The following is a 25,954-nucleotide window of genomic DNA, read 5'->3' as shown; positions in this document are numbered from 1 at the left end:
CTGGAGGGAAATAGCTCCTGTGCCGGGCTTAAGAAATCATCGGCCACGCGGCGGAGACGTCAGAGGCAGCCTTGCCCTGGCCCTGCAGGTACTTCTTGAAGGACTCGCGGTCTTTGTACCACTCGACCGCTTGGAACTCCATGAGCTCCGTGGTGTCCATCTGGGATAGCTCTGGGTAGTGCTGGCGCACCTGTTTCCACGCCACGCGGGCGGCGGCGAGTGCATCCGAGGTGGCCTCGTGGGCGTTATCCAGCTGCACGCCGTAGTGCGCGGAGACGTCAGTCAGCGTGCGCTTGCCCTTGCGCCACTTGTCCTTGACGCGGTCGATGACGAAGGGATCGTAGACTGGCCCGTTGACGGTGAAGTCCCCGGTCAGCGCGCGCAGGACGGAAAGGTCATAAGCCGCGTTGTAGACAACAAGCGTGAGGCCTTCCTCCCAGCCTTGGTAGATGGCCTCCACGGTTTCCTTGAGGACTTCCTCGTGCGGGCGGCCCTCCGCGCGGGCCTTTTCCGTGGTGATGCCGTGGATCTTGGCGGCTGCCTCCGGGATCTCCACGCCGGGATCCGCCAGGGTTTCTTTCTTGGTCACATCCCGGCCATCAATGCGCACGAGCGCGGAGGTGACAATGCGGGCTTCTTTGGGGTTGGTGGAGGTGGTCTCCAAATCGAAGGAAAGCATGCGGGTGGCGTCGAAGTTCATGCGTTTCACTCTAGTGCCTAGCCCGGACAGCGCGGCGCGGTGTTCGAAAGTCCGCGAGACTGGCACTGTGAGTCCTGCAGAATGACGAACTCGGTGCTGCAGAATGACAGACGTGTCTCTGTAGAATGACGAACTCGATGTTGCAGAATGACAGACATGGTTCTGCAGAATGACGGATAGAGTATTGTGAAATGACTATCGGCAGGTAGGATGGGCTCTATGAATTCATACATTCGGCGAGGTCTTGAAGAGCTGGCGCGGGAGGTTCTTGAGTTTTCTCCTATCTTGCATGTCACCGGTTCCCGTCAGGTGGGCAAGTCAACGCTGACTCAACACCTCGGCTTGGATGAGGCGGTCTACGTCACGCTCGATGATCCCGCTGCACTGTCCTTGGCTCAGGATGACCCACTGTATTTTGTGAAACAGGGTGGTGATCGAGCGCTCATCATTGATGAGATCCAGCGCTTGCCGGAGTTGAGCTTGGCCTTGAAAGCGGAAGTCGATGCAGATCGGCGCCCCGGCCGTTTTGTCATAACGGGGTCCTCTGATTTTGCGCGCGGATTAGGGCGCAAGGATTCGCTAGCCGGCCGGATGGTTGATCTGCATCTTCACCCCCTGGCACAACAGGAGGTGGCTGGGACCCTGGACATGGGGACTTTTGTTGATAGAGTGCCGGAGCTTCTTTCCCTGAGCTCGCAAACAGTAGCACCAGAGGTTGTCACGCGAAAAGAACTGGTAGGCATGCTCCTTCGAGGCGGGTATCCGCCCGTGCTGGAGTTGAGTCCGCGGATGCGCAAGCTGTGGTTTGACTCCTACCTAGGGCACATGACCGTCGTGGAAGAGACGCTGGCGCAGGAGCGTGCGCAACCTGGGCGTCTCCAGTCACTCATGCGTCTGTCAGCAGCGCACCAGGCGGGGGAGTTGGTTCCCTCGAAGTTGGCCAGGGAAGCTGATATTCCGGCATCGACCGTGCGCAGCTACCTGGATACGCTTGCGCGGCTGTTTCTGCTTTCGCAAGCCAAGGCGTGGAAAAATAACCTGACAGCCCGGGAGGTTTCCAAACCAAAGGCCTGGGTCACTGATTCTGGATTGGCATGCTGGCTCTCAGGTCAAGAGGAATCGGCACTCATGAACCCGATGGCCAGCTCCAACTTTGGCCATCTGGTCGAGGGCTTTGTCCTTCAAGAGCTCTGTGCCCAGCAGGGATGGGCGGATACTGACTACCGGATTCTCCACTGGCGTGAAAGCGGGGGAATGGAAGTAGACGCGATCATCGAGTACGCAGATGGAAACATTGTGGCTGTCGAAGTGAAGTCTGGGTCAACGGTGAAAAGTGACCACGCCAAGCACCTCGCGGTTCTTCGGGAGAAGCTGGGCAAGAAGTTTGTAGGAGGCTTCGTGTTGGCTCCCATTGATCGCGTGCAACCATTGGGAGAAAAGCTCATCGCCCTGCCGATGTCCTACCTGTGGCGGAGTTGATGAGAACGCTTCTGACCACCGCCGTCATGTAACCCGCTGCCGTGTCCGCGGCACTGGCTAGACTGGTTCACCGTGACTAACCCAGTAGATATCCAACGCGAATGGTCCGAGCTCGCCCAGGAGGTACGCCGCCACCGGGAGCAGTACTACAACGGCGAACCCACGATCCCGGACGCGGACTTCGACGCCCTCTTCCAGCGCCTGCTGGCCCTCGAGGCCGAGCACCCCGAGTTGCAAACCCCGGACTCGCCCACCCAGCAGGTGGGCGCGGCGCCGGAGGGTGCGGCGGATATTGAGCACCTGGAGCGCCTCTACAGCCTGGATAACGTCTTCAGCGCAGAGGAGATGCAGGACTGGCTGGACCGCACCCCGGCCAAGACTTACCTCACTGAGCTGAAGATTGATGGCCTGTCCATCGACTTGGTCTACCGCGACGGCACACTCACCACCGCCGCTACGCGTGGCGACGGCCGCGTGGGCGAAGACATCACCGCCAACGCCAAGGTGATCCCGGACATCCCGCACCAGATCACCGGCACCGATGACTACCCCGTGCCGGCGGTGCTGGAGGTGCGCGGGGAGGTCTACATGCGCCCCGATGAGTTCGAGGAGATCAACGCCGCGCGCCGCGAGGAGGGCAAGCCCACCTTTGCCAATCCGCGCAACGCTGCTGCGGGCGGGCTGCGCATGAAGGACCCCAAGGAGGTCAAGAAGCGCCGCCTACACATGGTCTGCCACGGCATCGGCGCGCGCGAGGGCTTCGAACCCGCTTCCCAGCATGACGCCTACCGGGCCCTGGAAGCCTGGGGTTTCCCGGTGAGCCCTTATACCAAACAGGTGCACTCGGCCGAGGCCGTCCAGGAGCAGGTGAGCTACTGGGCCGAGCACCGCCACGACGCCTACTTTGAGATGGACGGCCTAGTGGTCAAGGTCGACGATCTTGCCAGCCAGCGCGCGCTCGGGGCAACCTCCCGCGCGCCGCGGTGGGCGATTGCCTATAAATACCCGCCGGAGGAGGTCACCACCAAGCTGCTCGACATCGAAGTCAGCGTGGGCCGCACCGGGCGCGTGACCCCCTTTGCGGTCATGGAACCGGTCTTTGTCTCCGGCTCGACGGTCTCGCGCGCCACGCTGCACAACCAGTTCGAGGTCAAGAACAAGAACGTGCTTATCGGGGACACCGTCATCATCCGCAAGGCGGGGGAAATCATCCCGGAGGTGCTGGGCCCGGTGCTGGAGCTGCGCGACGGCTCCGAGCGCGAGTTTGTCTTTCCCGAGACCTGCCCGGCCTGCGGGACCACGCTCGCCCCGCAGAAGGAGGGCGACCAAGACTGGCGTTGCCCCAACACGCGCAGCTGCCCGGCGCAGCTGGCCGCCCGCCTTGAGTACTTGGCCTCCCGCAAGGCGCTGGACATCGAGGTGCTGGGGGAGAAGGCCGCGGTCGATCTCATTGACTCCGGCGTGCTCAAGGACGAGTCGGATCTCTTCGATCTCGATGCCGAGGCGCTGCTCAAGACCAGTGCCTTTACCACCAAGGCGGGTAACCTCAACGCCCAAGGCAAGAAGCTGCTGGAGAACCTCAAGTCGGCCCGCGAGACGGAGTTCTGGCGTGTGCTCGTCGCGCTGTCCATCCGCCACGTCGGCCCCATCGCCGCCCGAGCTCTGGCCAGCCGTTATGGCTCGATGGAGGCGTTGCGGGAGGCGTCGGAAAGCGAGCTCGCTGAAACCGACGGCGTGGGGGAGATCATCGCGGCCTCGTTTAAGCAGTGGTTCGAGGTGGACTGGCATCGCGAGATCGTGGAGAAGTGGGCCAAGGCTGGGGTGAGCATGGAGGACACCACCAGTGACAAGCCAGAGCAGACCCTCGAAGGGCTCACTGTGGTGGTCACCGGCACCCTGGAGAATTTCACGCGTGATTCCGCCAAAGAGGCCATCATCTCCCGCGGTGGCAAGGCCGCGGGCTCGGTGTCGAAGAAGACCGACTACGTGGTGGTGGGGGACAACGCCGGCTCCAAGGCGGATAAGGCCCGGGATCTGGGCCTGCGCATCCTGGACGAGTCCGGTTTCCAGCAGCTGCTCGAGACCGGCGAGGCCTAAGCAGAGTTAGTTGCGTAGGAACGCGCCCAGGATGGTGCCCAGGTCACCGAGGTGCTCCACCTCGGAGGCCAGGTAATCCGGCCCGCCCACGCGGCCCATGACGATGACGTAGTCGGTGCCGGTCAGCGGGGCGGCCGCCAGCGCGGAATCGAGCAGCGCCCAGGCCTCCGGAATCCATTCCTCGCGCTCCGGGTTGAGCACCCGGGCGCGCTCGACGTCGATGTTGGTGGGAATAGTCCCGTCATCCTCCGGGGCGGCGTCTGAGGAGGCAATGCGGCGGATCGGATCGGCGTTTTCGATCACGATGGCCCAGTTGGAGGTCAGCGCGCGGGGGATGGCTGCGCAGACCTCCGTCATGGCGGCGGTGACGTCCTTCTTCGAGGCCACGTGCGCCAGCAGGTGGATCTGCCCGCGGCGGTCCACGCGCCCGCTGAAGGGGCGGATCGAGTCGATGACCACGCCTTCCACACCCTGGGCGGCGGTGATGATTTCATCGGCCATGGTGCCCTGGGGCAGCTCGACGACGATGTCGTCCATCACCGTCCCCTCGGGAAAGTTTTCAACGATATCCACGGACTGGATGTTGGCGCCGATGCCACCGAGGGAGTCGGCAAGCAGGCCCAGGCTGCCGGGCGAATCAGGAAGAAGGACACGAACGAGGAAGGACATGGCTAACTCTTTGTTGACTCTCTAATAGAAAATTCTGTACTAAGCGGTCTTCATGCTACCTGCCCGGCCGAATACTATTCAATAACCTGCGTAGATTAATTCGAGTTATCGCTGCCCGGCGGCAGGCTGCGGCCGAGCACCGAAAGCAGCCCGGCACGTATCCAGCCAGTGATGGCGCGTGCCGGCGCGTGCAGTACGATGGTTGCTTAGCTACAAACCGTCTACCTGAATTAAAAGGATGGAGTTCGCGTGTCTGAGATTTCGCGTGATGAGGTCGCGCACTTGGCCAAGCTGTCACGGCTTGCGCTCAGTGAAGAGGAACTGAAGCACTTCGCTACCCAGATCGACAAGATTGTGGATTCCGTGTCCGCAGTGGGCCAGGTCAACACCGAGGGCGTCGAGCCCATGTCTCACCCGCACTCTGTTGACGCCCCGATGCGCCCCGATGAGATCGTGCGCCTGCTCACCGCCGAGCAGGCCTTGGACCAGGCGCCGGACGCGGAGGATGACCGCTTCGTAGTGCCGCAGATTCTGGGTGGAGGAGACGAATAATTATGGCAACCTTTATCACGCCCGCCGAGGGCATTGTGTCTATGACCGCCGCCGAGCTGGCGGAGAAGATCCACTCCCGTGAGTTGACCTCCCGCGAGGTCACCCAGGCCTTCCTTGACCGCATCGCGGAGACCAACGGCGAGCTCAACTCCTTCCTGCACGTCGGCGCCGAGGAGGCCCTGGCTACTGCCGACGCCGTCGATAAGGCCCTGGATGCCGGTGAAAAGCCTGCCTCCTCTCTGGCCGGCGTGCCGCTGGCGCTCAAGGACCTGCTGGTGACCACCGACGCGCCCACCACCGCCGCCTCCAAGATGCTCGAGGGCTGGATCTCGCCTTACGACGCCACCCTGGTCACCAAACTGCGCGAGGCCGGCATCCCGATCCTGGGCAAGACCAACCTCGACGAGTTCGCCATGGGCTCCTCCAATGAGAACTCCGCCTACGGCCCGGCCCGCAACCCCTACGACACCGAGCGCACCCCGGGTGGTTCCGGCGGCGGCACCGCGGCCGCGCTGGCCTCCGGCCAGGCACCGCTGGGCATCGGCACCGACACGGGCGGATCCATCCGCCAGCCTGCCGCGCTGACCAACACCGTGGGCGTTAAGCCCACCTACGGCACCGTGTCCCGCTACGGGCTCATCGCCGCCGCTTCCTCCCTGGACCAGGCAGGCCCCACCGCCCGCACCGTGCTGGACACCGCGCTGCTGCACGAGATCATCGCCGGCCACGACGCCTTCGACGCCACCAGCGTGGACAAGCCGGTGGCCCCAGTGGTGGCCGCGGCCAAGGAGGGCGCCAAGGGTGACCTCAGCGGCGTGAAGATCGGCCTCATCAAGCAGTTCGAGCGCGACGGCTGGCAGCCGGGTGTGATGGAGGCGTACCACCAGGCCGTCGATCAGCTGGTCTCCCAGGGTGCGGAGACCGTCGAGGTGGACTGCCCGCACTTTGACGACGCCCTGGCTGCCTACTACCTCATCATGCCCTGCGAGGTTTCCTCCAACCTGGCGCGCTTTGACGGCATGCGTTACGGCCTGCGCGTGGGCGATGACGGCAGCCACTCCGCCGAGGAGGTCATGTCGCTCTCTCGCGCGGCCGGCTTCGGCCCGGAGGTCAAGCGCCGCATCATGCTGGGCACCTACGCGCTGTCCGTGGGCTACTACGACGCCTACTACCTGCAAGCCCAGCGCGTGCGCACCCTCATTGCCCAGGACTTTGCCCAGGCCTTTGAGAAGGTCGACGTGCTTGTCTCGCCCACCACCCCGACCACCGCCTTCAAGCTGGGGGAGAAGGTCGAGGACCCGATGGCGATGTACAACTTCGACCTGTGCACCCTGCCGCTGAACCTGGCGGGCGTATGCGGCATGTCCGTGCCCTCGGGCATGGCCTCGGACAGCAACCTGCCCACCGGCCTGCAGATCATGGCCCCGGCCTTTGAGGACGACCGCCTCTACAAGGTGGGTGCCGCCTATGAAGCTGGCCGCCAGCTGGACTAGCTGTGGCGCAGCTGCCAATTGAGTAACTGTTGTTTATCCCCCGTTGATTGAGTGATCAGCGGGGGATAACTTGTGGGCCATGCACATCAAAAAGTTTGCGACCGTAGCTTTGTCAGCCTCGACCGCGCTTGTGCTGGGTACGGGAATTGCCCAGGCGGCCGAGCCCTCCAACCCCTTTCCCTTTGACGTGAACTCGAGCAACCTCAACGCCGACGCCGTGGTCAAGGCAGCTGCCGAGGCCCTCGGCTCCTCCACCGCCCAGCCCGGCGAGACCACACCGCAGGGTGACGGTTCCCAGCACGTGAACCTCATCTCCCCGCTGGGCGCGGGCCTGCAGAAGGCCGATGCTGAGACAGCCACGCAAGTTCTGACCTCCGGCAACCTGCGCAGCGTGGCGCAAGACGGCGCCGTGGTGGTCAACTTCAACGAGGACGGCACCGTGCGCGCGCACGACGGCTGCAACCTCAACACCTCCGACTACGAGGTGACCCCGCAGGGCACCCTCAAGGTGGGCGACTTCGCCTCCACCCTCAAGGCCTGCGACCCGGCCACCGACCACAACCGCGCTGAGCTGCTCAACCTGCTTAAGTCCAACCCGTCGGTCTTCACCGGCGAGGGCGGCTTCGTGGCCTTGGGCACCAAGGACGCGGCCATCATGTTCAACCTGGAGGAGCGCCAGCCGGTGGAGCCGGCCAACTAAGCTCCAGTCACTGAGCGCGCCGCAGGAATCTAACTCAGATATCTAGCCCTGGAAGTACAGACCTCGACGTCGCCAAGCGCAGAGCCCACGGCCCAACGCACCGCGACCTGCAGGTCTCGTTTTCCAGGGCTAGACTTTTAGGGTTGATATATCTCGGGATAGGCCGTGGCTCCTGGTCTACTTGGAATCGGAGAGCGCGTAGGCGGCGCCAGCGGCCACGGCGGTGACGGTGAGCACGGCCGGCCAGGAGCCGATCTTCTTGGCCAGCGGGTGGGAGGCTCCGAAGGCACCCGCGTAGAGTGCGCTGAGGCCCGCGGTGGTGGCCGGGTTGGTCTTAGCCAGCCAGCTGCGGCCGGCCCACAGGCCAGCGGCTCCCAGCACAACGCCGCCGAGCGGGCGGATGCCGGTCTCGCGGGCGGTCAGCCAGCCGCCGATGAGACCGAGGGCCACGGTGGTGGCGGTGGATACTTCCTTGGGTTTCTTGATCTTCATCATTGCCATGGGCCAAGTTTAGGTCCGTATTCGAGATGTAGCTACACTCCGGATAATGACCGTGTCGAGTACCCCCGCTTCCCAGCTGCCACCGGAGCGCGACGCCTGGCGCGCCATGTTTGCGCTCTCCCTCGGTTTCTTTGTCTCCCTGCTGGATCAGTCGATGATCGCCGTGGCCCTGCCCGGCATCCAGAAGGGGCTGGGCGCGGGGGTCAATGAAATCATGTGGGTCTCTGCCATCTACCTCCTCGCGGTGGTGGTGCCCCTGCTCTTTACCGGGCGCCTGGGGGATATCTACGGCCAAAAGCGCATCTTTCAGCTTGGAGTGGGCATCTTCGGCCTGGGCGCTATCGCCTGCGCGCTGGCCCCGACAATCGGTGTGCTCATCGCCGCCCGCGCGGTGCAGGGCATCGGCGCATCCCTGCAGATGCCGCAGAGCATGGCCGTGATCAACCGCATCTTTGCTCGCGAGCGCCGCGGCCGAGCCCTAGGCGTGTGGGGAGTGGTGGGTTCGGTGGCTTCGCTGACCGGCCCGCTGCTCGGCGGCTTCCTCGTTGGGGCCTTCGGTTGGCAGGCGGTGTTTTGGGTGCACGTCCCGCTGGTGGCCGCCGCCGTGGTGCTGGCAGCACTGTGGGTGCCCACGCTCAGGACCACGGCGCGCAGCATCGATAGCGCGTCCGTGGCCGTGTCCTTCGTGGCGCTGAGCTGCCTCGTCTTTGCCATCCAGCAGGGCCCGGAGACGCACTGGGCGCTGTGGAACTGGGTGGTGCTGCTCGTCGGGGCGCTCGCGCTCGTCCTCTTTGCGCGCTTGCAGGCCAGCGCAGATCAGCGCGGCGCCGAGGCCCTCATCCCGCTGCAGCTTTTTAAGGACCGCAACTACTCCGCGGGCTCGGTGGCCATCTTTGCCATGGGCTTCATGGCGGCCTCCATGATGATTCCGACGATGATGTGGCTGCAATCAGTCAAGGAGCTCTCCGCCGGCCAGGCGGGCCTGGTGGTCACGCCCATGGCGGTGGTCTCCTTGGGCGTTTCGCCGCTGGCGGGCATCCTGGCGGACAAGCTCGACCCGCGTCGCCTAGCGCTGACCGGTTTTGGCATCCTCGTCGGCGCCTTTGCGCTGCTGTGGTGGATGATGGACTCCGATCACCACGCCTGGTGGGTGGCGCTGCCCGCCGCGCTGCTGGGGGCGGGGCAGTCCTTCATCTGGGGCTCGAATGCCGCGACCACCATGCGCGACGTTCCCCCGGAGCTCATGGGCGCGGCCTCGGGCGTGTACAACACCTCCCGCCAAGTCGGCTCGGTCATCGGCGTGGCGGCGGTCTCGGCGGTCATGCAGGTCGCCGCCATCCCCACTGCTTTCAGCGTCATCATCGCCATGCTCTGCGCCGGGCTGGTTTCCTCGCTGTTCTTCCGCAACACCCTGCACGCCGAGAGCACGCGTCCGGTGGCCTAGGGCGCGCGTTGCTGAGCGCGCGCTTTCCTCCCGGCGGTGCGAGTGAGCACTTCGCCGGGTATCTTGGGGGATATGCGTCTTGCTGTCTTGACTTCCGGTGGCGATTGCCCCGGACTGAATGCTGTTATCCGTGCGGTGGTGCGCACCGCGTCGAACGAATTCGGCGATACCGTCGTCGGCTACGAGGACGGCTGGGTGGGCCTCATTGAGGATCGCCGCCGTGACCTGTATGACGACGCCGAAATTGACCGTATTCTTCTGCGCGGCGGCACCATCCTGGGCACCGGCCGCCTGCACCCCGATAAGTTTAAGGCGAGCCTCGACACCATTAAGGCGAACATGGCGGACGCCGGTGTCGACGCCCTCGTGGCCATCGGCGGCGAGGGCACCCTGAAGGGTGCCAAGTGGCTGTCCGATAACGGAATCCCCGTCGTCGGCGTGCCCAAGACCATCGACAATGACGTCAACGCCACCGACTACACCTTCGGCTTTGACACCGCCGTCTCCGTGGCGACCGACGCCATCGACCGCCTGCACACCACCGCGGAGTCCCACAATCGCATCCTCATCGTCGAGGTCATGGGCCGGCACGTGGGCTGGATTGCCCTCCACGCCGGCATGGCCGGCGGCGCGCACTACACCGTGATCCCCGAAGTCCCCTTCGACATTGCGGAGATCACCAAGGCCATGGAGCGCCGTTTCCAGATGGGAGAGAAGTACGGCATCATCTGCGTGGCCGAGGGCGCGCTGCCCAAGGAGGGCACGATGGACTTCGAGGAGGGCGGCGTGGACCAGTTCGGCCACCAGACCTTCAATGGCATCGGCCAGGTCATCGGTGACGAGATCAAGAAGCGCACGGGCTACGACGTGCGCACCACCGTGCTGGGCCACATCCAGCGCGGCGGCACCCCGACCGCCTACGACCGCGTCCTGGCCACCCGCTACGGCACCCACGCCGCCCGCGCCGCGCACAGCGGCCAATCCGGCATGTGCGTGGCCCTGCACGGCGAGAAGATTGAGCTGGTGCCGTTGGAGGACGCCGTCGGCAAGCTCAAGGTGGTGCCGCAGGAGCGCTACGCCAACGCCCAGGCGCTCTTCGGCTAAGACACCCCGTCAATCGCCACGGCGCCAGGGCGAGCCTGCGGCCCGTGGTGCAGCGCGCCCGCGCTTTATCCACCCACGGTAGGGGGATGAGCGCGGGCGCGCTGCGTCATACTAAGATGGCACGCATGACTGCTGCGATGTATGACCTGATGGACTACGACGAAGTCCTGGAAAAGTTCGAACCCGTGATGGGCATGGAAGTCCACGTGGAGCTCAATACGAAGACCAAGATGTTTTCGACCTCCGCGACCAACTTCAACGCAGCCCCGAACTCCAACGTTGATCCCGTCTCCCTGGGCCTGCCGGGCGCACTGCCGGTAGTCAACGCCAAGGGTGTCGAGGGCGCCATCAAGATTGGCCTCGCGCTCAACTGTAAAATCGCTGAGTCCTCCCGCTTTGCCCGCAAGAATTACTTTTACCCGGATCAGCCGAAGAACTACCAGATCTCGCAGTACGACGAGCCCATTGCCTACGACGGCTACCTCGACGTCGTCCTCGAGGACGGCACCGAGTGGCGCGTGGAAATCGAGCGCGCCCACATGGAGGAGGACACCGGCAAGCTCACCCACCTGGGCGGCGCCGATGGCCGCATCCACGGTGCTACCTCCTCGCTGGTGGACTGCAACCGCGCCGGCATCCCGCTGATCGAGATCGTGACCAAGCCCATCATCGGCGCCGGTGAGCGCGCCCCCGAGGTAGCCCGCGCCTACGTCTCCGCGCTGCGCGAGCTGGTCGCCGCCCTGGGCGTTTCCGATGCCCGCATGGATCAGGGCTCGATGCGCGTGGACTCCAACCTCTCCCTGCGCCCGATTGGCCAGGAGGAGTTCGGCACCCGCACGGAGACCAAGAACATCAACTCCCTGCGCTCGGTGGAGCAGGCCGTGCGCTTCGAGATGCAGCGCCAGGCGCAGGTGCTTGTCGACGGCGGCGAGATCATCCAGGAAACCCGCCACTACCAGGAGACCGACGGCTCCACCTCCAAGGGTCGCCCGAAGGAGACCGCGGAGGACTACCGCTACTTCAACGATCCGGATCTGCCCCCGGTCATCGTCTCCCGCGAGTGGGTGGAGGAGATCCGCCAGACCCTGCCGGAGATGCCGTGGATCCGCCGCGCCCGCATCCAGGAGGAGTGGGGGCTTAAGGACGAGGAGATGCGCGATCTGGTCAACGCCGGCGCGCTGGATCTCATCATCGCCACCGTCGAGGAGGGCACCTCCCCGGACGAGGCCCGCTCCTGGTGGGTGTCTTATCTCACCGGTAAGGCCAACGAGGCAGGCCAGGAGCTGAGCGAGCTGCCCATTACCCCGGCCCAGGTGGCGCGCGTGGTTGCGTTGGTCAAGGAGGGCAAGCTCACCACCAAGCTGGCCCGCCAGGCCGTCGATGGTGTCTTGGCCGGCGAGGGTGACGTCGACGAGGTCGTCGCTAAGCGCGGCCTCGAGGTGGTGCGCGATGACGGTGCCATCGAGAAGGCCGTGGATGACGCCCTGGCCGCCAACCCGGACATCGTGGAGAAATACCGCGCGGGCAACAAGAAGGTCACCGGCGCCATCGTTGGTGCGGTAATGAAGGCCACCCAGGGCAAGGCCGATCCGGGCCAGGTGAACAAGCTCATCGCGCAGAAACTGGGCTAAAACCAGAGCGCGCTGCACTGCGCGCACATTGCGAGCGGGATCACTGTGAAGGTGATCCCGCTCAACTTTTCGGGGGTGCCGGATGAATCTCACGGCCGTTTTATTCGCTTGTTTTATGCACGGCGCGTACCGTGGATCGATGTTGCGTCGTCAGACCTGCTCTTCACCGCGAAGGGGACAGCGTGAACTCGGGAAGCACGATGCATAACTTCGTGCATAGATTGCGCACCCTGCGCGCGGGACAGGGTAGACGGACGCTGATTTACGCATAACCGATATTTAAGGAAACTGTGTCTAAGAAAAACATCCTGTCTATCGCATTGTCCTTCGTGGGCTTGCTCGTGGGTGCCGGCTTTGCCACCGGCCAAGAGGTGGTGCAGTACTTCACCTCCTTCGGCATCAATGGCATGTGGGGCATCCTCGTTGCGGGCATCGTCATGACCTTGGCCGGAACCGTGTTCCTGCAGCTGGGTAGCTACTTCCACGCTTCTGAGCACAACCAGGTCTTCCGCCAGGTCACCCACCCCATCATCTCCAAGCTTCTCGACGTCTCCGTGGTGCTCACCCTCTTCGCCATCGGCTTCGTCATGCTTGCCGGCGCTGGCTCCAACATGCAGCAGCAGTTCGGCTGGGAGTCCTGGTGGGGCTCGGCGCTCATGCTCATCCTGGTGATGATCACGGGCATGATGGATGTCAACAGGGTGTCCAACGTCATCGGCATGCTCACGCCGACGATCATTATTGCGGTGATCTTCGCGGGCGTGTACACGCTGACGCACATGCCGGCGGATGTCTCCGCCGCGGTGGCTGCGGCTGAGGCCACCGAGTCTCCGATTTCCAACTGGCTGGTCTCCGCGCTCAACTACAACGGCCTGGCGCTCATCCTGGCGGTGTCCATGTCCCTGGTCATCGGCGGTGATAACATCAGCCCGCGTGAGGCCGGCTGGGGTGGCGTCATCGGCGGCGCGGTGTACTCCGTGCTCATGGCTATTGCCGGCTTCTCGTTGCTGATGAATGCTGAGTCCGTTGGTGACTCGGACATTCCGATGCTCACCCTGGTGGATAACGTCCACCCGACGCTGGGCTTCATCATGGCCATCATCATCTTCCTGATGATCTTCAACACGGCCATCGGCATGTTCTACGCGCTGGGCAAGCGCCTTTCCTCTGGCAAGGAATCCAAGTACCGCATCATCTTCATCGCCGGCTGCCTGGCTGGCTTTGCGGTGTCCTTCGCAGGCTTCAAGGCACTTATGCAGTACGTCTACCCGGTGCTGGGTTACCTGGGCATCTTCCTGGTTGCCGTCCTGGTCTTCGGCTGGGTGCGCTCCCTGAGCCAGATCCGTGACGAGGGGCTGCGCCGCGAGCGTATCCGCGCGCTGCTGCACCTCAAGCTGCACCCGGACTACGAGTACGACGCCAAGCGCTACGACGACGAGATCGGCCAGCAGATCGCGGACTCCAACATGGAGGACGAGGCACTCTACGAGGACCTGGTGGGGGAGGTCGTCGAAGAGCTGCACTCCGATGAGGACGTGGACTTTGACAAGGAGGACTACGAGGAGGAGCGCAACGACGCCAGCTACTACACCGAGCGCGACGCCGTGGAAACGGACCGCTCCCCGGAGGAGATCAAAGCCTGGGTGGAGGAAAACGATGCCACCGGCGATCCCCTCGACGAGCTGAAGGAAAAGGAAGCAGAGCAGGGCGAAAGCTCCAAGGACGAGGCCAAGAGCTAGGCCGAGAAGAGGGCCACGAACAAGCCCTGAGCTGCCCGGGCCATATAGCTCACGTCTGGGCACACAAGAACGCCAGCGCTAGGACGTAGCGCCGGCGTTTCGTTTCGTGCGTGAGGAGTAGGTGCAGGATTAGTGCAGCAGGAGCTTCGCGGTGAGCAGCATCATGACGCAGCCGATGCCGAAGTTGACGTAGCGCCACGTGGTGGGCTTAGCCAGCACCTTGGAGAGCTTGAAGGCGCCAAAGCCCAGGGAGGGGAACCACACCGCGCTGGCCATGATGGCGCCGGCGCCGAAGACCCAGCGCAGATCGCCGTACTGGTTGGCAATGCCGCCGAGCATCACCAGGACGTCAACGTAGGCCAGCGGGTTGAGCCAGGTCAGGGCCATGGCGCCCATGACCGGCTTGACCCAGCTCTGGGAGCTCACACGCTGGCGGGTGCGGGTGAGCAGGGTAGTAGAGCCGGTGCCGCCGAAGGGCTCGCCGGTCTCTGCCACCGGCGCGGTCTCCTCGACGATGAGCGCTTCCTGCTGCTTCTTGAAGGCGTCGCGGAAGCACGTAAAGCCAAAGTAAATGAGGTAGGCGGCGCCCAGATACTTGATGATGACCAAGCCGGTGGGGAACTTCTCCACCAAGATGCCCACGCCCGCCACGCCGGCGTTGATGAGGATGACGTCGGAAAGAAAGCACGCAAACACAATGGGGCCGACATGATCGCGTTTAACGCCCATCTTGATGATGTAGGCGTTTTGGGGGCCGATAGCGATGATGAGGGACAAACCTAGTGCAAAACCTGCGAGCAGAACCGTCATGACAAGTAGTGTGCATAGCGCGTCCTTTGAAGTCCAGTTAATGAATCTACAGTTGGTTTAGAATGGCTTCATGAACCCGGTGCACTTGGAAACTTTGCTGGCCATCGTGGAGGAAGGCTCTTTTGAAGTCGCCGCGGCGGTGTTGGGAATCACTCCCTCGGCGGTGAGCCAGCGCATCAAGGCGCTAGAAACCTCCACTGGCCGCGTGCTTTTGCGGCGCGGCTCCCCGGTGCGCGCCACCGAGGCGGGTGAGGTGCTCGTGCAAGCCGCCCGCCGCATGGCGCTGGTGCGCGCGGAGGCCAACGCCCGCCTGTCCACCCGTCTGGCGCGTGTGCCCATGACGGTGGCCATCAACTCGGCTTCGCTGGCCACGTGGTTCCGGCAGGTCATCCGCGATACCGCCCGCCGAGGCCACGCCGCGCTGCACATCAAGATCGAGGACGAGGCCCACACTCTGAAGATGCTGCGCCGCGGCGACGTGCTGGGCGCTATCACCAGGGAAAAGACCCCGGTCTCCGGCTGCGAGTCCACGTTCGTGGGCACTGCCCGCTACCGCGCGATGGCCTCGCCGCGGCTGGCCGAGGAATTCGATAGCTGGGAGACGATGCCCGTGGTCTCCCTGGGCTCCAATGACGAGGTGCTCAAGGAGGCCATGCACGCGCGTTCCATCGACCCCAACGTCCTGCGCGCGCGGGTCTCGCAGTTTCCCTCCTCGGAGTCCTACCTGGAGGCCGTGCGCCACGGGATGGGCTGGGGCCTCATCACGGAGCTGCAGGCCCGCGAGCTTATCGACGCCGGCGAGCTCGTCATCCTCGATTCCGAACCGATGGATATCAACCTCTACTGGCAACGCTGGCGCTTGGAATCCGAGGTGCTGGCCGCACTGACCCGTGACGTGGTGGCCGCGGCGAGCGTCATGCGCTCGTAGACGCTTAGTTTACGGCCGTCTTTACGGCCTTCTTTCGCCGCCGCGCCGAGGCGAATGCGCCATCGGTGCAGCTCGCTGCCTTAGGTTTAAGGCATGAGCGATAAGAATGTGCCGGACAAGGCCACCGAATTTGACGACGACTTCGATGTGCCCACCTACGACCCATCGCGCGCGACGCCCGCCGAGGAGGTAAAGGCGGATACGGCCGCGGGCCCCGCAGCAGACGAAAAATCGGATGTGGCAGCAGAAGATGTGGCCGCAAAGAAGGCAGAGGCTAAAGCAGGGGAGACCGCGCCTGTAGCTGATGCCGAGACCTCTGCGGAGGCTGAGACCGAGCCTGAATCGCAGCCTGCCGCTACGTCTGATGCTCCGAAGCGCAGCTCGCTCTTCGAGCGCGCGGGCCGCGCCGAGCCGCAGGTGATCAAGCCGCGCGCCCCGCGCGAGGAGGCCGCCGCTGCAGCACCAGCCGTCGAAGAGAAGGCCACCACCGAGCTGGCCGCGGATGCGTCGGAGACAGCAGCCGCGGAAACTTCTGAGGCCGCGGAGACCGAGGTCTTTGCTTCTCCCGCCGCCGCTGATGCAGCCGAGGCGCGCACCGAGCGCCTGAGCTTTGACAGCGCCGCTGCGCAGCAGGATGCGGCATCCGCTGAGCCGGAGACCACCGCCTTCCCACGCGAGGAAGCGCCTGCGGCAGCCACTGCCTCTGTTGCGGCCACTGCCGGCGCCACCGCCGCCGTGGCTGGCGGGGAGCCGGAGCAGCAGGCAGCGCCCGCGGAATCGCCGGAGGAGGAGGCAGCGCGTCTTCGCGCCGAAGAGGAAGCCGCCGCTGAGCGCGAGGGCTACCGCACCTACGGGCGCCGCGGCACCATGGACTTCGGCCTCTTCTTCGTGCGCCTGGCGCTGGGCGCCTACTTGCTCATCGCGGGTGCTAGCACCTTCTTCAAGCTGGGCGGCAATGAGGGCCTGTCCGGCCTGGAGGCGCAGTTCGCTGACTACTCCATGGCCTCCGTGCTGGCCATCGGCGTGCCCACCCTGCAGCTCATCGCCGGCGCCTTCTTGCTCTTCGGCCTGGTGACCCCGCTGGCGGCCATGTTCGGCCTGGTGGTCACGGGCTTCTCGGCGTTGGACGCGCTGTATACCTCGCATGCCGGGCTCAATGTGTTTGCCTGGTCCGAGGCTGTCTGGCTGGGGCTGGTGCTCTTCGTCATCGCGGTGGCTCTGCAGTTTACCGGCCCCGGGTTTGTGTCCCTGGACTTCAAACGCTCCTGGGCGCGCCGTCCTCTGGCTACCTCGTGGGTCTTCGTCTTGCTGGGCATTGCCGCCCTGGTGGCCATCTGGTGGTTCGGCGCGGGCGTGAACCCCGTGGCCTAGGACTTCTTCTCGCTCACTGATGATCCGCAGCGGGCCGTGCTAAGAGATCGGCACGGCCCGCGTACTCAATCCGGGGGGAGGGGAACGTTCGTAGCCTGGTGTCGCCCTCACCGAGCGCCCATAGTGGCTAGGAGGAAACGATACTGACGCGCACTGGAGGAGAACATGAGCCAGCACAAGCACGTAGAGGAGCAGCCTCAACAGGACACCCAGGTAGACAGGGCGAGCGCCCGCGCGGCGCTGGACTTCTACGCCGAGCAGACGAAACGCGCCCGCCGCGCCCCGCACCCGCTGAGCTCGGCGGTCCTGGCCGTGGTCTTCGCGCTGGCCTACTACCTGATGTGGACCGTGGAGAGCATCCCGGCCATCGTGATCGCGGCGGTAGTTGCCGGCGGGGTCATTCTCTTCGCGCTTCTCGGGCCTTGGTTGCTGCGCCGGCCTAAGGTGCGGCCCTCCTATAAGCAGAACCCGCGCCAGGATGTCCGCCCGGACGGCCCGTTCTTTCTGGGCATCGCGGCGATCATGCTGCCACAGATCCTCACTACCTTCGTCGAGGACCACCCGGTGCTCGCACCCATCGGCGGCGTGCTGCTGGGGCTGGCCATCTTCTGGGTGCTTTACTCTCGAGCCTTTGATCTGCCCGGCCGCAACGCACGCAAGAACCTCGGAAAGGACGCCTAATGCCAGCTCTTCACCCGTTGCTTATTCCGCTGGAGGGCTTCAAGCTCTGCGCCACCCTCGACGCCTTCGCCGCCACCCAGGGCGAGATCAACCGCGAGATGAAGTCCACCGAGCTGGCCAAGCACGCCGAGCTCACCCAGCAGGAGTTCGGCCGCCACCTCGCGGCCCTGGAGGAGGCCGGATTCATCAGCAGCTTCCGCGAATACGGCAGCAAGCAGGACACCGTATGGCTTTCACTGACCGCCGCCGGCCAGCGGGCCTTAGCTGCGCACGTCGCGGCGCTGGAGCAGATCGCTGCTGGCGCCTAGGCCACGCACCGGCACGAAGCGCAGCAGGAAGCAATACAGCGCCAGCGTGACCACGGACAGCCACACGAAGTCATCCACCAGGAACTTCTGGTAGAAGGGCATGGCGTAAACATCCACCGAATCCCCGAACCACCACTTCGGCGGGACGGTGACCAGCATGGCCACCCAGGCGGCCAGCACCGCCAGCAGGGAGCCCGCCGCCCAGTGCGTGGTGCGCCACTGCCAGGCGCGCAGGATCCACAGCGGCAGCGCCAGCGCCAGCCACACCCAGTGGTGGGACCAGGACACTGGCGAGATGAGCAGCATGATGACGGCGGTGGTCAGTTGGGCGTCGACTAGCAGGCCGCGCCTGAGCTGCGCCAGGATGATGCGCGAGCCCAACCCGATGACCACCAGCACCAGCACCAGCCAGAGGACGTTGAGCAGGGTGCCGTTATCCTTCATCGCCTCATCGGAGGTGCACAGGCGCTGCAGCACGCCCTTGAGCGAGGAGTTGGACTGGTAGGACGTACCCACGCCGAAGTCTTCGCCGGAGCCCATGGCCAGCAGCTTGGAGGTAAAGAACTCCACGAAGGCATCCCAGCGAAACGCCGCCGCGGCCAGGGTGGCCAGCACGGCGGATACCGCCGCGGTGAGGATGGGCTTGATCTCCTTGCGCAGCAGGAAATAGAGCAGCATGGCCAGGGGAGTGACCTTGATGGCCGCCGCCAGGCCGATGAGCCAGCCCTGCGGCAGGCGGCGCCTGCGCGGCAGTAGATCGAACATGACCAGCGCCATGATCACGATGTTGATCTGCGCGAAGCCGTTGTTGAGGCGGACGGGCTCAAAGGCCATGGTCACTGCCCAGGTCAGAGCGGTCACCGGCAGCAGCCACTGTTTGTGCTGGAGCACGGCGCGGAAGAGCAGGTAGAGGCAGGCCAGCACCAGCAGATCGGAGAGCACGATCATGACGTTGCCGGCCATGTCGTGGCTCATCCAGTCAAAGATGGTCAGCGGCACCATGACCAGCGCGCCAAAGGGTGGGTAGATGAAGGGCAGCGCGAGGTCCCCGGCGTACATCGGCTCGGAGTAGACCTCGCGGCCCTCGAGGAAAGCTTTGACTCCCTCGCGGTAGATGACCATATCCACCGGGAAATCAGTCATGAGTGTGTGCGCAATGACGCCGCCCAACCCGGCCAGCAGGCCGAGGGCGGTCAGCGCGTAGCGCAGCGCAGGATTCGTGGCTTGTTTCATCGCCTTAACACCTTAGGCGCTGCGCTGCGCGGACTTGGAATCGGCGCGGGTTAGTGTACTGAGCCGTCGACCATGCGCACCGCGCCGCGGTCGGCCGAGGTGGCCATCGTCGCGTAGGCACGCAGCGCCTTGGTCACCGGGCGCGTGCGGTTAAGCGGCGTCCAGGGCTTCTCCCGGGCCTCCTGCGCTTGACGACGCCTCTCCAGCTCCGCCTCATCCACGTCCAGCGTGAGCGCGCGCTGGTGGATGTCGATGGTGATGGTGTCGCCGTTTTCCACCAGGCCGATGAGTCCGCCGTGGGCGGCCTCCGGGGAGATGTGCCCGATGGACAGCCCGGAGGTGCCGCCGGAGAAGCGTCCGTCGGTGATCAAGGCGCAGGCCTTGCCCAGGCCGGAGCCTTTGAGGAAGGAGGTGGGGTGCAGCATCTCCTGCATGCCCGGGCCACCCGCGGGGCCCTCGTAGCGGATGACGATGACCTCGCCGGGCTGCACCTCGCGCTTGAGGATGATGGAGACTGCCTCCTCCTGGGACTCCACCACCCGGGCCGGGCCGGAGAAGGTCCACAGCTCCTGTTCCACGCCGGCCGCCTTGACGATGGCGCCGTCGGGTGCCAGGTTGCCGCGCAGCACCACGAGCCCGCCGTCGGAGGAGAAGGCGTGCTCGGCGTCGTGGATGCAGCCGGTGGCGCTGTCGGTGTCGAGGGACTCCCAGCGGTTGGACTGGGAGAAGGGCTCGGTGGTGCGCACTCCGCCGGGAGCGGCGTGGAAGAGCTCAACGGCGGCGTCGGTGGCCTGGCCGCCGCGAATGTCCCAGTCATCGAGCCACTGCTCGGCGTTGTCATAGAGCGCCGTGTGCACCTTGAGGTTGAGGTGACCGGCGCGGCGCAGCTCGCCCAGGATGGCGGGGATGCCGCCGGCGCGGTGCACGTCCTCGATGTGGTAGGTGCCGTTGGGGGCCACCTTGGACAGGCAGGGCACGCGGTAGGAGATGTCGTTGATGTCATCGAGCGTGAAGTCCACCTCGCCCTCCTGGGCGGCGGCCAGGGTGTGCAGGATGGTGTTGGTGGAGCCGCCCATGGCCATGTCCAGCGCCATGGCGTTGCCAAAGGCCTCCTTGGTGGCAATCGAGCGCGGCAGCACGGACTCGTCCTCCTCGCCGTAGTAGCGGGAGCACATGTCCACGATGACCTGGCCGGCCTGCTCGAAGAGGCCGCGGCGCGCGCTGTGGGTGGCCAGGGTGGTGCCGTTGCCGGGCAGGGCTAGGCCGAGGGCCTCGGTCAGGCAGTTCATGGAGTTGGCGGTGAACATGCCGGAGCAGGAGCCGCAGGTGGGGCAGGCGGATTCCTCTATGGTGCCCAGATCGGAGTCGGAGACGGCGTCGCTTGCCGAGGCCGTGATGGCCGTAATGAGGTCCGTCGGGGTGTGGGCGATGCCGTCGACCACCACGGCCTTGCCGGCCTCCATCGGGCCGCCGGAGACGAAGATGGTGGGGATGTTGAGGCGCAGTGCGGCGTTGAGCATGCCCGGGGTGATCTTGTCGCAGTTGGAGATACACACGAGGGCGTCGGCAGTGTGTGCGTTGACCATGTACTCGATGGAGTCGGAGATGATCTCGCGCGAGGGCAGGGAGTAGAGCATGCCGCCGTGGCCCATGGCGATGCCGTCGTCGACAGCGATGGTGTTGAACTCCTTGGGCACGCCGCCGGCGGCGCGCACAGCGTCGGCCACGATGTCACCGACGTTCTTGAGGTGGACGTGGCCGGGCACGAACTGGGTGTAGGAGTTAGCAATCGCCACGATGGGCTTGCCAAACTCGTGCTCCTGGGTGCCGGTGGCGCGCCACAGGGCGCGGGCTCCCGAGGCCTGGCGGCCGACGGTGGTGACTTTGGAACGCAAAGGGAACATGGTGGGAGATCTTTCTGTGATGGAGATTAGTGATCTAGTTCGGGGTGTTGTTTGAGGTACTCGGCATATTCCTCCTTGGTGAGCAGGACCTGCTGGCCGTCTCGGTGGATGATGACCACCTTCTCGTCGGCCGCGGCGCGCCCGGCGCTAAGGGCGTCGGGAATGCGCCCGCGGGAGGCCTCGGAGAGCTTCGGCAGGGAGTTGAAGGTCACCCCGGGCATGCTCAGGCGCTGCCCGCCGGTGCTGACGAAGGCGGTGGCGCGCTGGAAGCCCACGCCCTCGCACTTCTCCCAGGGCACGAAGCGGGAGCCGCGGAAGGCGTAGGTGATGGAGATGCCGGATTCGTCGACGCGCGTCTTGGAGCGCAGGACCCACCACAGGCCGAGGACGGGGATGATAAACAGCCAGGCCAGGTACTTGGGGGCCCATCCGATGCTCAGCAGCGCGATGAGCGAGAGGATGATAATGCCCAGGACGTGCTCGCGAGTGGGGCGGAAGGTGGCCGGAGCCGGGCTCGCGGCGGGCTGTGCGGACTGTGGGTTCGTGGACGTCATGGTTAGCTATGTTAATTCACGGGTGGCGGGGGAGCGAACGCCCCCACCTGTTATATCCCGATATGTGGGAAAACGATCTCAAAAACGGGGGTAATGGCTGCGAGCTTAATTCTATCGGTATATAGTTTGACGCATGATCATTCTTCGACTTCACGTAGTAGTACCGCGGCGGCGTTTGCCCTCGTGACATCCTCGTGACGTCGACAAGCAAGCGCCCTCGCCCCTTCCCAGCGGAAGGTGAGACGAGGGCGTTGTCATATGTGGTCATCTGTGGTCAGCCCAACCCTCTATCAGCAAGGAGTACAACCATCGTGGCAGCTTCAACTCCGCCCACACAGGCGCCCGAGCGCATGACTGGGGCCCATGCAATTGTCCGCACCCTGGAAGACCTCGGCACCGACCTCGTCTTCGGCATCCCCGGCGGCGCCGTACTTCCGCTGTACGACGCCCTCTTTGAGTCCACGAAGCTGCGCCACGTCCTGACCCGCCACGAGCAGGGCGCGGGCCATGCCGCAGAGGGCTACGCTCAGGCCTCCGGGAAGGTCGGCGTCATGATCGCAACCTCCGGGCCGGGTGCTACCAACCTGGTCACGCCGCTGGCCGACGCCTACCTCGACTCCGTGCCGGTGGTGGCCATCACCGGCCAGGTGGGCCGTACCCTGCTGGGCACCGACGCCTTCCAGGAGGCCGACATCCGCGGCATCACGATGCCGATTACCAAGCACAACTTCATCGTCACGGACGTCGACGAAATCCCGGCGACCATCGCCGCGGCCTTCCACCTGGCCTCCACCGGCCGCCCGGGCCCAGTGCTGGTGGATATCCCGAAGGACATCCAGAACTCCGCGATGGACTACGCCGGCCCCACCCCGCTGGACCTGCCGGGCTACAAGCCCACGGTGACCCCGCACCGCCGCCAGATTCAGCAGGCCGTGCGCCTCATCTCGCAGGCCAAGCGCCCGGTGATTTACGCCGGCGGCGGCATCATCAAGGCCAACGCCTCCCAGGAGCTGCGCGAGTTTGCCGAGTTCACGGGCATCCCGGTGGTGACCACCCTCATGGCGCTGGGCTCCTTCCCGGATTCTCATCCGCAACACATGGGAATGCCTGGCATGCACGGCACGGTTCCCGCCGTGGCCGCGCTGCAGCGCGCGGACCTTATCATTGCCATCGGCGCGCGCTTCGATGACCGCGTCACCGGCGATACCGAGACCTTTGCTCCGCACGCCGAGGTCATCCACGCGGATGTGGACCCGGCGGAGATTGGCAAGATCCGCGAAGTTACCGTGCCCATCGTGGCCGATGCCCGCGAGGTGCTGCGCCACCTGCTCAAGGTCTACCAGTCCGATAGCGCGCTGGAGCGGCCACAGATTGAGGAGTGGATGGGTTACCTGCAGGGCATGCGCGAGCGCTTCCCGCGCGGCTACGAGCCCACCCCGGACGGGCTGCTCAACCCGCAGTACGTCATCGAGGAGCTCAGTCGCATCGCGGGACCGGAGGCCACCTATTGTGCGGGCGTGGGCCAGCACCAGATGTGGTCCGCCCAGTTCATCGACTTCGAGCACCCCCGCAGCTGGATCAATTCCGGCGGTGCGGGAACGATGGGCTACGCCGTCCCCGCCGCGCTCGGTGCTAAGGCCGCCTGCCCGGATAGGGAGGTGTGGGCCATCGACGGAGACGGCTGCTTCCAGATGACCAACCAGGAGCTGACCACCGCCGCCGTCGAGGGCTTTCCCATCAAAGTGGCCGTGATCAACAACGGCAACCTGGGCATGGTGCGCCAGTGGCAGACGCTGTTTTTCAACCAGAATTACTCCAATACCAAGCTGCGCGAGCCGGATGCGTTTGTGCCGGACTTTGTGCGGCTGTCGGAGGCGATGGGCTGCGTGGCCATCCGCGTGACCACCCCGGAGGAGGTGGCCCCGGCCATCGAGCGGGCGCGCGAGATCAACGACCGCCCAGTGGTCATCGATTTCATCGTGGGCCAGGACGCGCAGGTCTGGCCGATGATCGGCGGCGGCGCCTCGAACGAGGAGATTGAATACGCGCGCGGGCTGCGGCCGCTGTTCGATGAGAACGAATCCGCAGCCGAAGAAATCACTGACATCCATCAGACCCTCGAGGAGGCCTAAGCCATGGCACCGAACGACGTCACCCGACACACCCTGTCCGTCCTGGTTCAAGACGTGGAGGGCATCCTCTCCCGCGTGGTGGGCATGTTTTCCCGCCGCGGCTATAACGTCATCTCGCTGGTCTCGGCCCGCACTGAGACCCCCGGGGTAAACCGGCTGACCATCGTCGTGGACGCCTCCCACGTGGTCATGGAGCAGATTAATAAGCAGCTCAACAAGCTGGTCCCGGTTCTCAAGGTGGTGGAGCTGGAGGAAGACGCCATGATCGCGCGAGCGCTCATGATGGTCAAGGTCAGCGCCGATAACACCAACCGCCCGCAGGTGGTCGACGCCGTCAACATCTTCCGCGCGCGCGTGGTCGATGTGGCGCCGGAGTCCCTGGTGATTGAGGCCACCGGCACGCCGGGCAAGCTGCGCGCGCTGCGCCAGGTTCTTGAGCCCTTTGGCATCAAGGAGCTGGTGATGTCTGGCCACGTGGCGCTGGCGCGCGGGCCGAAGCAGACCACGCCCATCAACAAGAGTTAACATCTCATACTGCGGACATCGCGTCCCGCGGTATGATACAACTGAACGTACACGCTTTTCACACACACGGAGGTAACACTCATGGCTATTGAGACTCTCTACGATTCCGACGCTGACCTGTCCATCATCCAGGGCCGCAAGGTCGCCATCATCGGCTACGGCTCCCAGGGCCACGCGCACGCACAAAACCTGCGCGATTCCGGCGTTGAGGTTGCCATCGGTCTGCGCGAGGGCTCCAAGTCCTGCGAGAAGGCCGAGGAGGCCGGCTTTAAGGTTCTCAGCAACGCCGAGGCCGCCAAGTGGGCTGACGTGGTCATGCTGCTGGCCCCGGATACCTCTCAGGCAGCCATCTTTGCTCAGGACATCGAGCCGAACCTGGAGGACGGCAACGCGCTGTTCTTCGGCCACGGCCTCAACATCCACTTCGGCCTGATCAAGCCGGCGGAGAACGTCACCATCGGCATGGTGGCCCCGAAGGGCCCGGGCCACTTGGTCCGCCGCCAGTTCGTCGACGGCAAGGGCGTTCCCTGCCTCATCGCCGTCGAGCAGGATCCAAAGGGCGAGGGCCGCGAGCTGGCTCTGTCCTACGCCGCCGCCATTGGTGGTGCCCGCGCCGGCGTTATCCCGACCACCTTCAAGGACGAGACCGAGACCGACCTCTTCGGTGAACAAGCCGTGCTGTGCGGTGGCCTGGAGTACCTCATGATGTCTGGCTTCGAGGTTCTCACCGAGGCTGGCTACGAGCCCGAGATGGCCTACTTCGAGGTGCTGCACGAGATGAAGCTCATCGTCGACCTCATCTGGGAGGGCGGCTTGGCCAACATGAACTACTCCATCTCGGACACCGCGGAGTTCGGTGGCTACGTGGCCGGCCCGCGCATCATCGACGAATCCGTCAAGAGCCGCATGAAGGAGGTTCTCACCGACATCCAGGATGGCACCTTCGTCAAGCGCCTCGTTGCCAACGTCGAGGGCGGCAACAAGGAGCTCGAGGGCATGCGCGCCAAGGTCAACCAGCACCCAATCGAGGACACCGGCGCCAAGCTGCGTGATCTCATGAGCTGGGTCAAGAATCCTCTGACCGAGACCGCCTAAGCCCCGCTTAGCGACGCCCCGCGCGCGTCACCACTGCGCGCATCACCGCCGAACCGCGCGCCAGTGTCTCGCCGGATCGCGCGCTCGCACCCGGTATCAGTGGCGCTGCGGATGCCCAAGGCTTCGAACGCTTCACCGTGCTTGGGCACGGCGTGTAGAGGAACCGGTCTTCCGGTTCCCCTGCTGGGTGCGTGGTGTCTGCTGGGTGCTGTGGCGGGTGGCGCTGCCTAGGCTGTTTGCTGGGCTGCTTGCTTGGCGCGTTGGGCGGCTACGGCCTGCTCGGTGGTCTGGCCGGGATACACCC

The 25,954-nt window shown here is 64.8% G+C and carries 23 protein-coding genes; 16 read left to right on the top strand and 7 right to left on the bottom strand.

What is annotated here, in order from left to right:
* Positions 1 to 28: 28 nt before the first annotated feature.
* On the bottom strand, positions 29 to 700 hold the full coding sequence (locus Q4E25_RS09520; RefSeq protein ID WP_303156560.1) for a 3'-5' exonuclease: 672 nt from the start codon (positions 698 to 700) through the stop codon (positions 29 to 31).
* A gap of 219 nt (positions 701 to 919) precedes the next feature.
* On the opposite strand from Q4E25_RS09520, the gene Q4E25_RS09515 reads away from it, so the two are divergent.
* Positions 920 to 2,179 carry an ATP-binding protein gene (locus Q4E25_RS09515; RefSeq protein WP_303156559.1) on the top strand — a complete coding sequence of 420 codons (1,260 nt, stop codon included), beginning with the start codon at positions 920 to 922 and terminating at the stop codon, positions 2,177 to 2,179.
* A gap of 72 nt (positions 2,180 to 2,251) precedes the next feature.
* Positions 2,252 to 4,276: an NAD-dependent DNA ligase LigA gene (gene ligA, locus Q4E25_RS09510; RefSeq protein ID WP_303156558.1), complete on the top strand. Its 2,025-nt coding sequence runs from the start codon at positions 2,252 to 2,254 to the stop codon at positions 4,274 to 4,276.
* A gap of 6 nt (positions 4,277 to 4,282) precedes the next feature.
* Here ligA and Q4E25_RS09505 read toward each other — a convergent pair whose 3' ends face one another.
* On the bottom strand, positions 4,283 to 4,945 hold the full coding sequence (locus Q4E25_RS09505) for an amino acid-binding ACT domain protein (protein WP_303156557.1): 663 nt from the start codon (positions 4,943 to 4,945) through the stop codon (positions 4,283 to 4,285).
* Between the two features lie 249 nt (positions 4,946 to 5,194).
* On the opposite strand from Q4E25_RS09505, the gene gatC reads away from it, so the two are divergent.
* From gatC to Q4E25_RS09490, 3 genes are all read left to right on the top strand, one after another.
* A complete protein-coding gene (gene gatC, locus Q4E25_RS09500; protein ID WP_303156556.1) occupies positions 5,195 to 5,497 on the top strand; it encodes an Asp-tRNA(Asn)/Glu-tRNA(Gln) amidotransferase subunit GatC in 303 nt (100 codons plus the stop codon).
* A 2-nt stretch (positions 5,498 to 5,499) separates the two neighbouring features.
* Entirely contained in the window at positions 5,500 to 6,990 is a 1,491-nt protein-coding gene (gene gatA / locus Q4E25_RS09495) for an Asp-tRNA(Asn)/Glu-tRNA(Gln) amidotransferase subunit GatA (RefSeq protein ID WP_303156553.1), read from the top strand.
* A gap of 79 nt (positions 6,991 to 7,069) precedes the next feature.
* Positions 7,070 to 7,690, top strand: coding sequence for an META domain-containing protein (locus tag Q4E25_RS09490; RefSeq protein ID WP_303156552.1), 621 nt, complete (start codon positions 7,070 to 7,072; stop codon positions 7,688 to 7,690).
* Between the two features lie 177 nt (positions 7,691 to 7,867).
* On the opposite strand, the gene Q4E25_RS09485 is transcribed toward Q4E25_RS09490, so the two are convergent.
* Complete coding sequence (locus Q4E25_RS09485; protein ID WP_303156550.1) at positions 7,868 to 8,191, bottom strand: hypothetical protein; 324 nt, start codon at positions 8,189 to 8,191, stop codon at positions 7,868 to 7,870.
* 46 nt (positions 8,192 to 8,237) lie between these two features.
* Between Q4E25_RS09485 and Q4E25_RS09480 the strand changes: the two genes are divergently transcribed.
* The 4 genes from Q4E25_RS09480 to Q4E25_RS09465 all read left to right on the top strand — a co-directional run bounded on the left by Q4E25_RS09480 (position 8,238) and on the right by Q4E25_RS09465 (position 14,109).
* Positions 8,238 to 9,635 carry a DHA2 family efflux MFS transporter permease subunit gene (locus Q4E25_RS09480; protein ID WP_303156548.1) on the top strand — a complete coding sequence of 466 codons (1,398 nt, stop codon included), beginning with the start codon at positions 8,238 to 8,240 and terminating at the stop codon, positions 9,633 to 9,635.
* Positions 9,636 to 9,707: 72 nt separating this feature from the next.
* On the top strand, positions 9,708 to 10,739 hold the full coding sequence (locus Q4E25_RS09475) for an ATP-dependent 6-phosphofructokinase (protein ID WP_303156547.1): 1,032 nt from the start codon (positions 9,708 to 9,710) through the stop codon (positions 10,737 to 10,739).
* A 125-nt stretch (positions 10,740 to 10,864) separates the two neighbouring features.
* The gene (gatB, locus tag Q4E25_RS09470) at positions 10,865 to 12,370 is read left to right on the top strand and encodes an Asp-tRNA(Asn)/Glu-tRNA(Gln) amidotransferase subunit GatB (protein ID WP_303156546.1); all 1,506 of its coding nucleotides are present in this window, start codon (positions 10,865 to 10,867) and stop codon (positions 12,368 to 12,370) included.
* A gap of 290 nt (positions 12,371 to 12,660) precedes the next feature.
* A complete protein-coding gene (locus Q4E25_RS09465) occupies positions 12,661 to 14,109 on the top strand; it encodes a hypothetical protein (protein ID WP_303156545.1) in 1,449 nt (482 codons plus the stop codon).
* Between the two features lie 129 nt (positions 14,110 to 14,238).
* On the opposite strand, the gene Q4E25_RS09460 is transcribed toward Q4E25_RS09465, so the two are convergent.
* Positions 14,239 to 14,919: a LysE/ArgO family amino acid transporter gene (locus Q4E25_RS09460; protein ID WP_303156544.1), complete on the bottom strand. Its 681-nt coding sequence runs from the start codon at positions 14,917 to 14,919 to the stop codon at positions 14,239 to 14,241.
* 70 nt (positions 14,920 to 14,989) lie between these two features.
* Between Q4E25_RS09460 and Q4E25_RS09455 the strand changes: the two genes are divergently transcribed.
* The 4 genes from Q4E25_RS09455 to Q4E25_RS09440 all read left to right on the top strand — a co-directional run bounded on the left by Q4E25_RS09455 (position 14,990) and on the right by Q4E25_RS09440 (position 18,207).
* The gene (locus tag Q4E25_RS09455; protein ID WP_303156543.1) at positions 14,990 to 15,847 is read left to right on the top strand and encodes an ArgP/LysG family DNA-binding transcriptional regulator; all 858 of its coding nucleotides are present in this window, start codon (positions 14,990 to 14,992) and stop codon (positions 15,845 to 15,847) included.
* A 93-nt stretch (positions 15,848 to 15,940) separates the two neighbouring features.
* A complete protein-coding gene (locus Q4E25_RS09450; RefSeq protein WP_303156542.1) occupies positions 15,941 to 17,218 on the top strand; it encodes a DoxX family protein in 1,278 nt (425 codons plus the stop codon).
* Positions 17,219 to 17,383: 165 nt separating this feature from the next.
* Positions 17,384 to 17,899 (top strand): hypothetical protein, encoded by a 516-nt coding sequence (locus Q4E25_RS09445; protein ID WP_303156541.1) that lies wholly within the window; start codon positions 17,384 to 17,386, stop codon positions 17,897 to 17,899.
* On the top strand, positions 17,899 to 18,207 hold the full coding sequence (locus Q4E25_RS09440) for a transcriptional regulator (protein WP_303156540.1): 309 nt from the start codon (positions 17,899 to 17,901) through the stop codon (positions 18,205 to 18,207). Before Q4E25_RS09445 ends, Q4E25_RS09440 begins: the two co-directional genes overlap by 1 nt.
* On the opposite strand, the gene Q4E25_RS09435 is transcribed toward Q4E25_RS09440, so the two are convergent.
* Genes Q4E25_RS09435 through Q4E25_RS09425 form a run of 3 tightly spaced genes read right to left on the bottom strand, consistent with a single transcriptional unit; the run spans position 18,160 to position 21,898 of the window.
* The gene (locus tag Q4E25_RS09435; protein ID WP_303156539.1) at positions 18,160 to 19,440 is read right to left on the bottom strand and encodes a glycosyltransferase family 87 protein; all 1,281 of its coding nucleotides are present in this window, start codon (positions 19,438 to 19,440) and stop codon (positions 18,160 to 18,162) included. The genes Q4E25_RS09440 and Q4E25_RS09435 overlap by 48 nt on opposite strands.
* A 50-nt stretch (positions 19,441 to 19,490) precedes the next feature.
* Positions 19,491 to 21,344 carry a dihydroxy-acid dehydratase gene (ilvD, locus tag Q4E25_RS09430; RefSeq protein WP_303156538.1) on the bottom strand — a complete coding sequence of 618 codons (1,854 nt, stop codon included), beginning with the start codon at positions 21,342 to 21,344 and terminating at the stop codon, positions 19,491 to 19,493.
* Between the two features lie 26 nt (positions 21,345 to 21,370).
* Positions 21,371 to 21,898, bottom strand: a complete 528-nt coding sequence (locus tag Q4E25_RS09425; RefSeq protein ID WP_303156537.1) for a PH domain-containing protein — start codon at positions 21,896 to 21,898, stop codon at positions 21,371 to 21,373.
* A gap of 311 nt (positions 21,899 to 22,209) precedes the next feature.
* Here Q4E25_RS09425 and Q4E25_RS09420 point away from each other — a divergent pair, with 311 nt between their 5' ends.
* The 3 genes from Q4E25_RS09420 to ilvC all read left to right on the top strand — a co-directional run bounded on the left by Q4E25_RS09420 (position 22,210) and on the right by ilvC (position 25,650).
* Complete coding sequence (locus tag Q4E25_RS09420; RefSeq protein WP_303156536.1) at positions 22,210 to 24,030, top strand: acetolactate synthase large subunit; 1,821 nt, start codon at positions 22,210 to 22,212, stop codon at positions 24,028 to 24,030.
* 3 nt (positions 24,031 to 24,033) lie between these two features.
* Positions 24,034 to 24,555: an acetolactate synthase small subunit gene (ilvN, locus tag Q4E25_RS09415; protein ID WP_303156535.1), complete on the top strand. Its 522-nt coding sequence runs from the start codon at positions 24,034 to 24,036 to the stop codon at positions 24,553 to 24,555.
* Between the two features lie 81 nt (positions 24,556 to 24,636).
* Entirely contained in the window at positions 24,637 to 25,650 is a 1,014-nt protein-coding gene (gene ilvC / locus Q4E25_RS09410) for a ketol-acid reductoisomerase (protein WP_303156534.1), read from the top strand.
* Positions 25,651 to 25,954: the final 304 nt, after the last annotated feature.

The sequence above is a fragment of the Corynebacterium sp. genome, assembly GCF_030532325.1.
GTDB lineage: Bacteria > Actinomycetota > Actinomycetes > Mycobacteriales > Mycobacteriaceae > Corynebacterium.
Note: the sequence above shows the minus strand (reverse complement) of the source record. Positions and strands in the feature narration are given on the sequence as shown.

What these genes read in the sequence shown, in the direction of transcription:
- Q4E25_RS09520 (WP_303156560.1), bottom strand. Translation starts at nt 700, where the DNA reads ATGAACTTCGACGCCACCCGCATGCTTTCCTTCGATTTGGAGACCACC.
- Q4E25_RS09515 (WP_303156559.1), top strand. Translation starts at nt 920, where the DNA reads ATGAATTCATACATTCGGCGAGGTCTTGAAGAGCTGGCGCGGGAGGTT.
- Q4E25_RS09505 (WP_303156557.1), bottom strand. Translation starts at nt 4,945, where the DNA reads ATGTCCTTCCTCGTTCGTGTCCTTCTTCCTGATTCGCCCGGCAGCCTG.
- gatA (WP_303156553.1), top strand. Translation starts at nt 5,500, where the DNA reads ATGGCAACCTTTATCACGCCCGCCGAGGGCATTGTGTCTATGACCGCC.
- Q4E25_RS09490 (WP_303156552.1), top strand. Translation starts at nt 7,070, where the DNA reads ATGCACATCAAAAAGTTTGCGACCGTAGCTTTGTCAGCCTCGACCGCG.
- Q4E25_RS09485 (WP_303156550.1), bottom strand. Translation starts at nt 8,191, where the DNA reads ATGGCAATGATGAAGATCAAGAAACCCAAGGAAGTATCCACCGCCACC.
- Q4E25_RS09480 (WP_303156548.1), top strand. Translation starts at nt 8,238, where the DNA reads ATGACCGTGTCGAGTACCCCCGCTTCCCAGCTGCCACCGGAGCGCGAC.
- Q4E25_RS09475 (WP_303156547.1), top strand. Translation starts at nt 9,708, where the DNA reads ATGCGTCTTGCTGTCTTGACTTCCGGTGGCGATTGCCCCGGACTGAAT.
- gatB (WP_303156546.1), top strand. Translation starts at nt 10,865, where the DNA reads ATGACTGCTGCGATGTATGACCTGATGGACTACGACGAAGTCCTGGAA.
- Q4E25_RS09460 (WP_303156544.1), bottom strand. Translation starts at nt 14,919, where the DNA reads ATGACGGTTCTGCTCGCAGGTTTTGCACTAGGTTTGTCCCTCATCATC.
- Q4E25_RS09455 (WP_303156543.1), top strand. Translation starts at nt 14,990, where the DNA reads ATGAACCCGGTGCACTTGGAAACTTTGCTGGCCATCGTGGAGGAAGGC.
- Q4E25_RS09450 (WP_303156542.1), top strand. Translation starts at nt 15,941, where the DNA reads ATGAGCGATAAGAATGTGCCGGACAAGGCCACCGAATTTGACGACGAC.
- Q4E25_RS09445 (WP_303156541.1), top strand. Translation starts at nt 17,384, where the DNA reads ATGAGCCAGCACAAGCACGTAGAGGAGCAGCCTCAACAGGACACCCAG.
- Q4E25_RS09440 (WP_303156540.1), top strand. Translation starts at nt 17,899, where the DNA reads ATGCCAGCTCTTCACCCGTTGCTTATTCCGCTGGAGGGCTTCAAGCTC.
- Q4E25_RS09435 (WP_303156539.1), bottom strand. Translation starts at nt 19,440, where the DNA reads ATGAAACAAGCCACGAATCCTGCGCTGCGCTACGCGCTGACCGCCCTC.
- ilvD (WP_303156538.1), bottom strand. Translation starts at nt 21,344, where the DNA reads ATGTTCCCTTTGCGTTCCAAAGTCACCACCGTCGGCCGCCAGGCCTCG.
- Q4E25_RS09425 (WP_303156537.1), bottom strand. Translation starts at nt 21,898, where the DNA reads ATGACGTCCACGAACCCACAGTCCGCACAGCCCGCCGCGAGCCCGGCT.
- ilvN (WP_303156535.1), top strand. Translation starts at nt 24,034, where the DNA reads ATGGCACCGAACGACGTCACCCGACACACCCTGTCCGTCCTGGTTCAA.
- ilvC (WP_303156534.1), top strand. Translation starts at nt 24,637, where the DNA reads ATGGCTATTGAGACTCTCTACGATTCCGACGCTGACCTGTCCATCATC.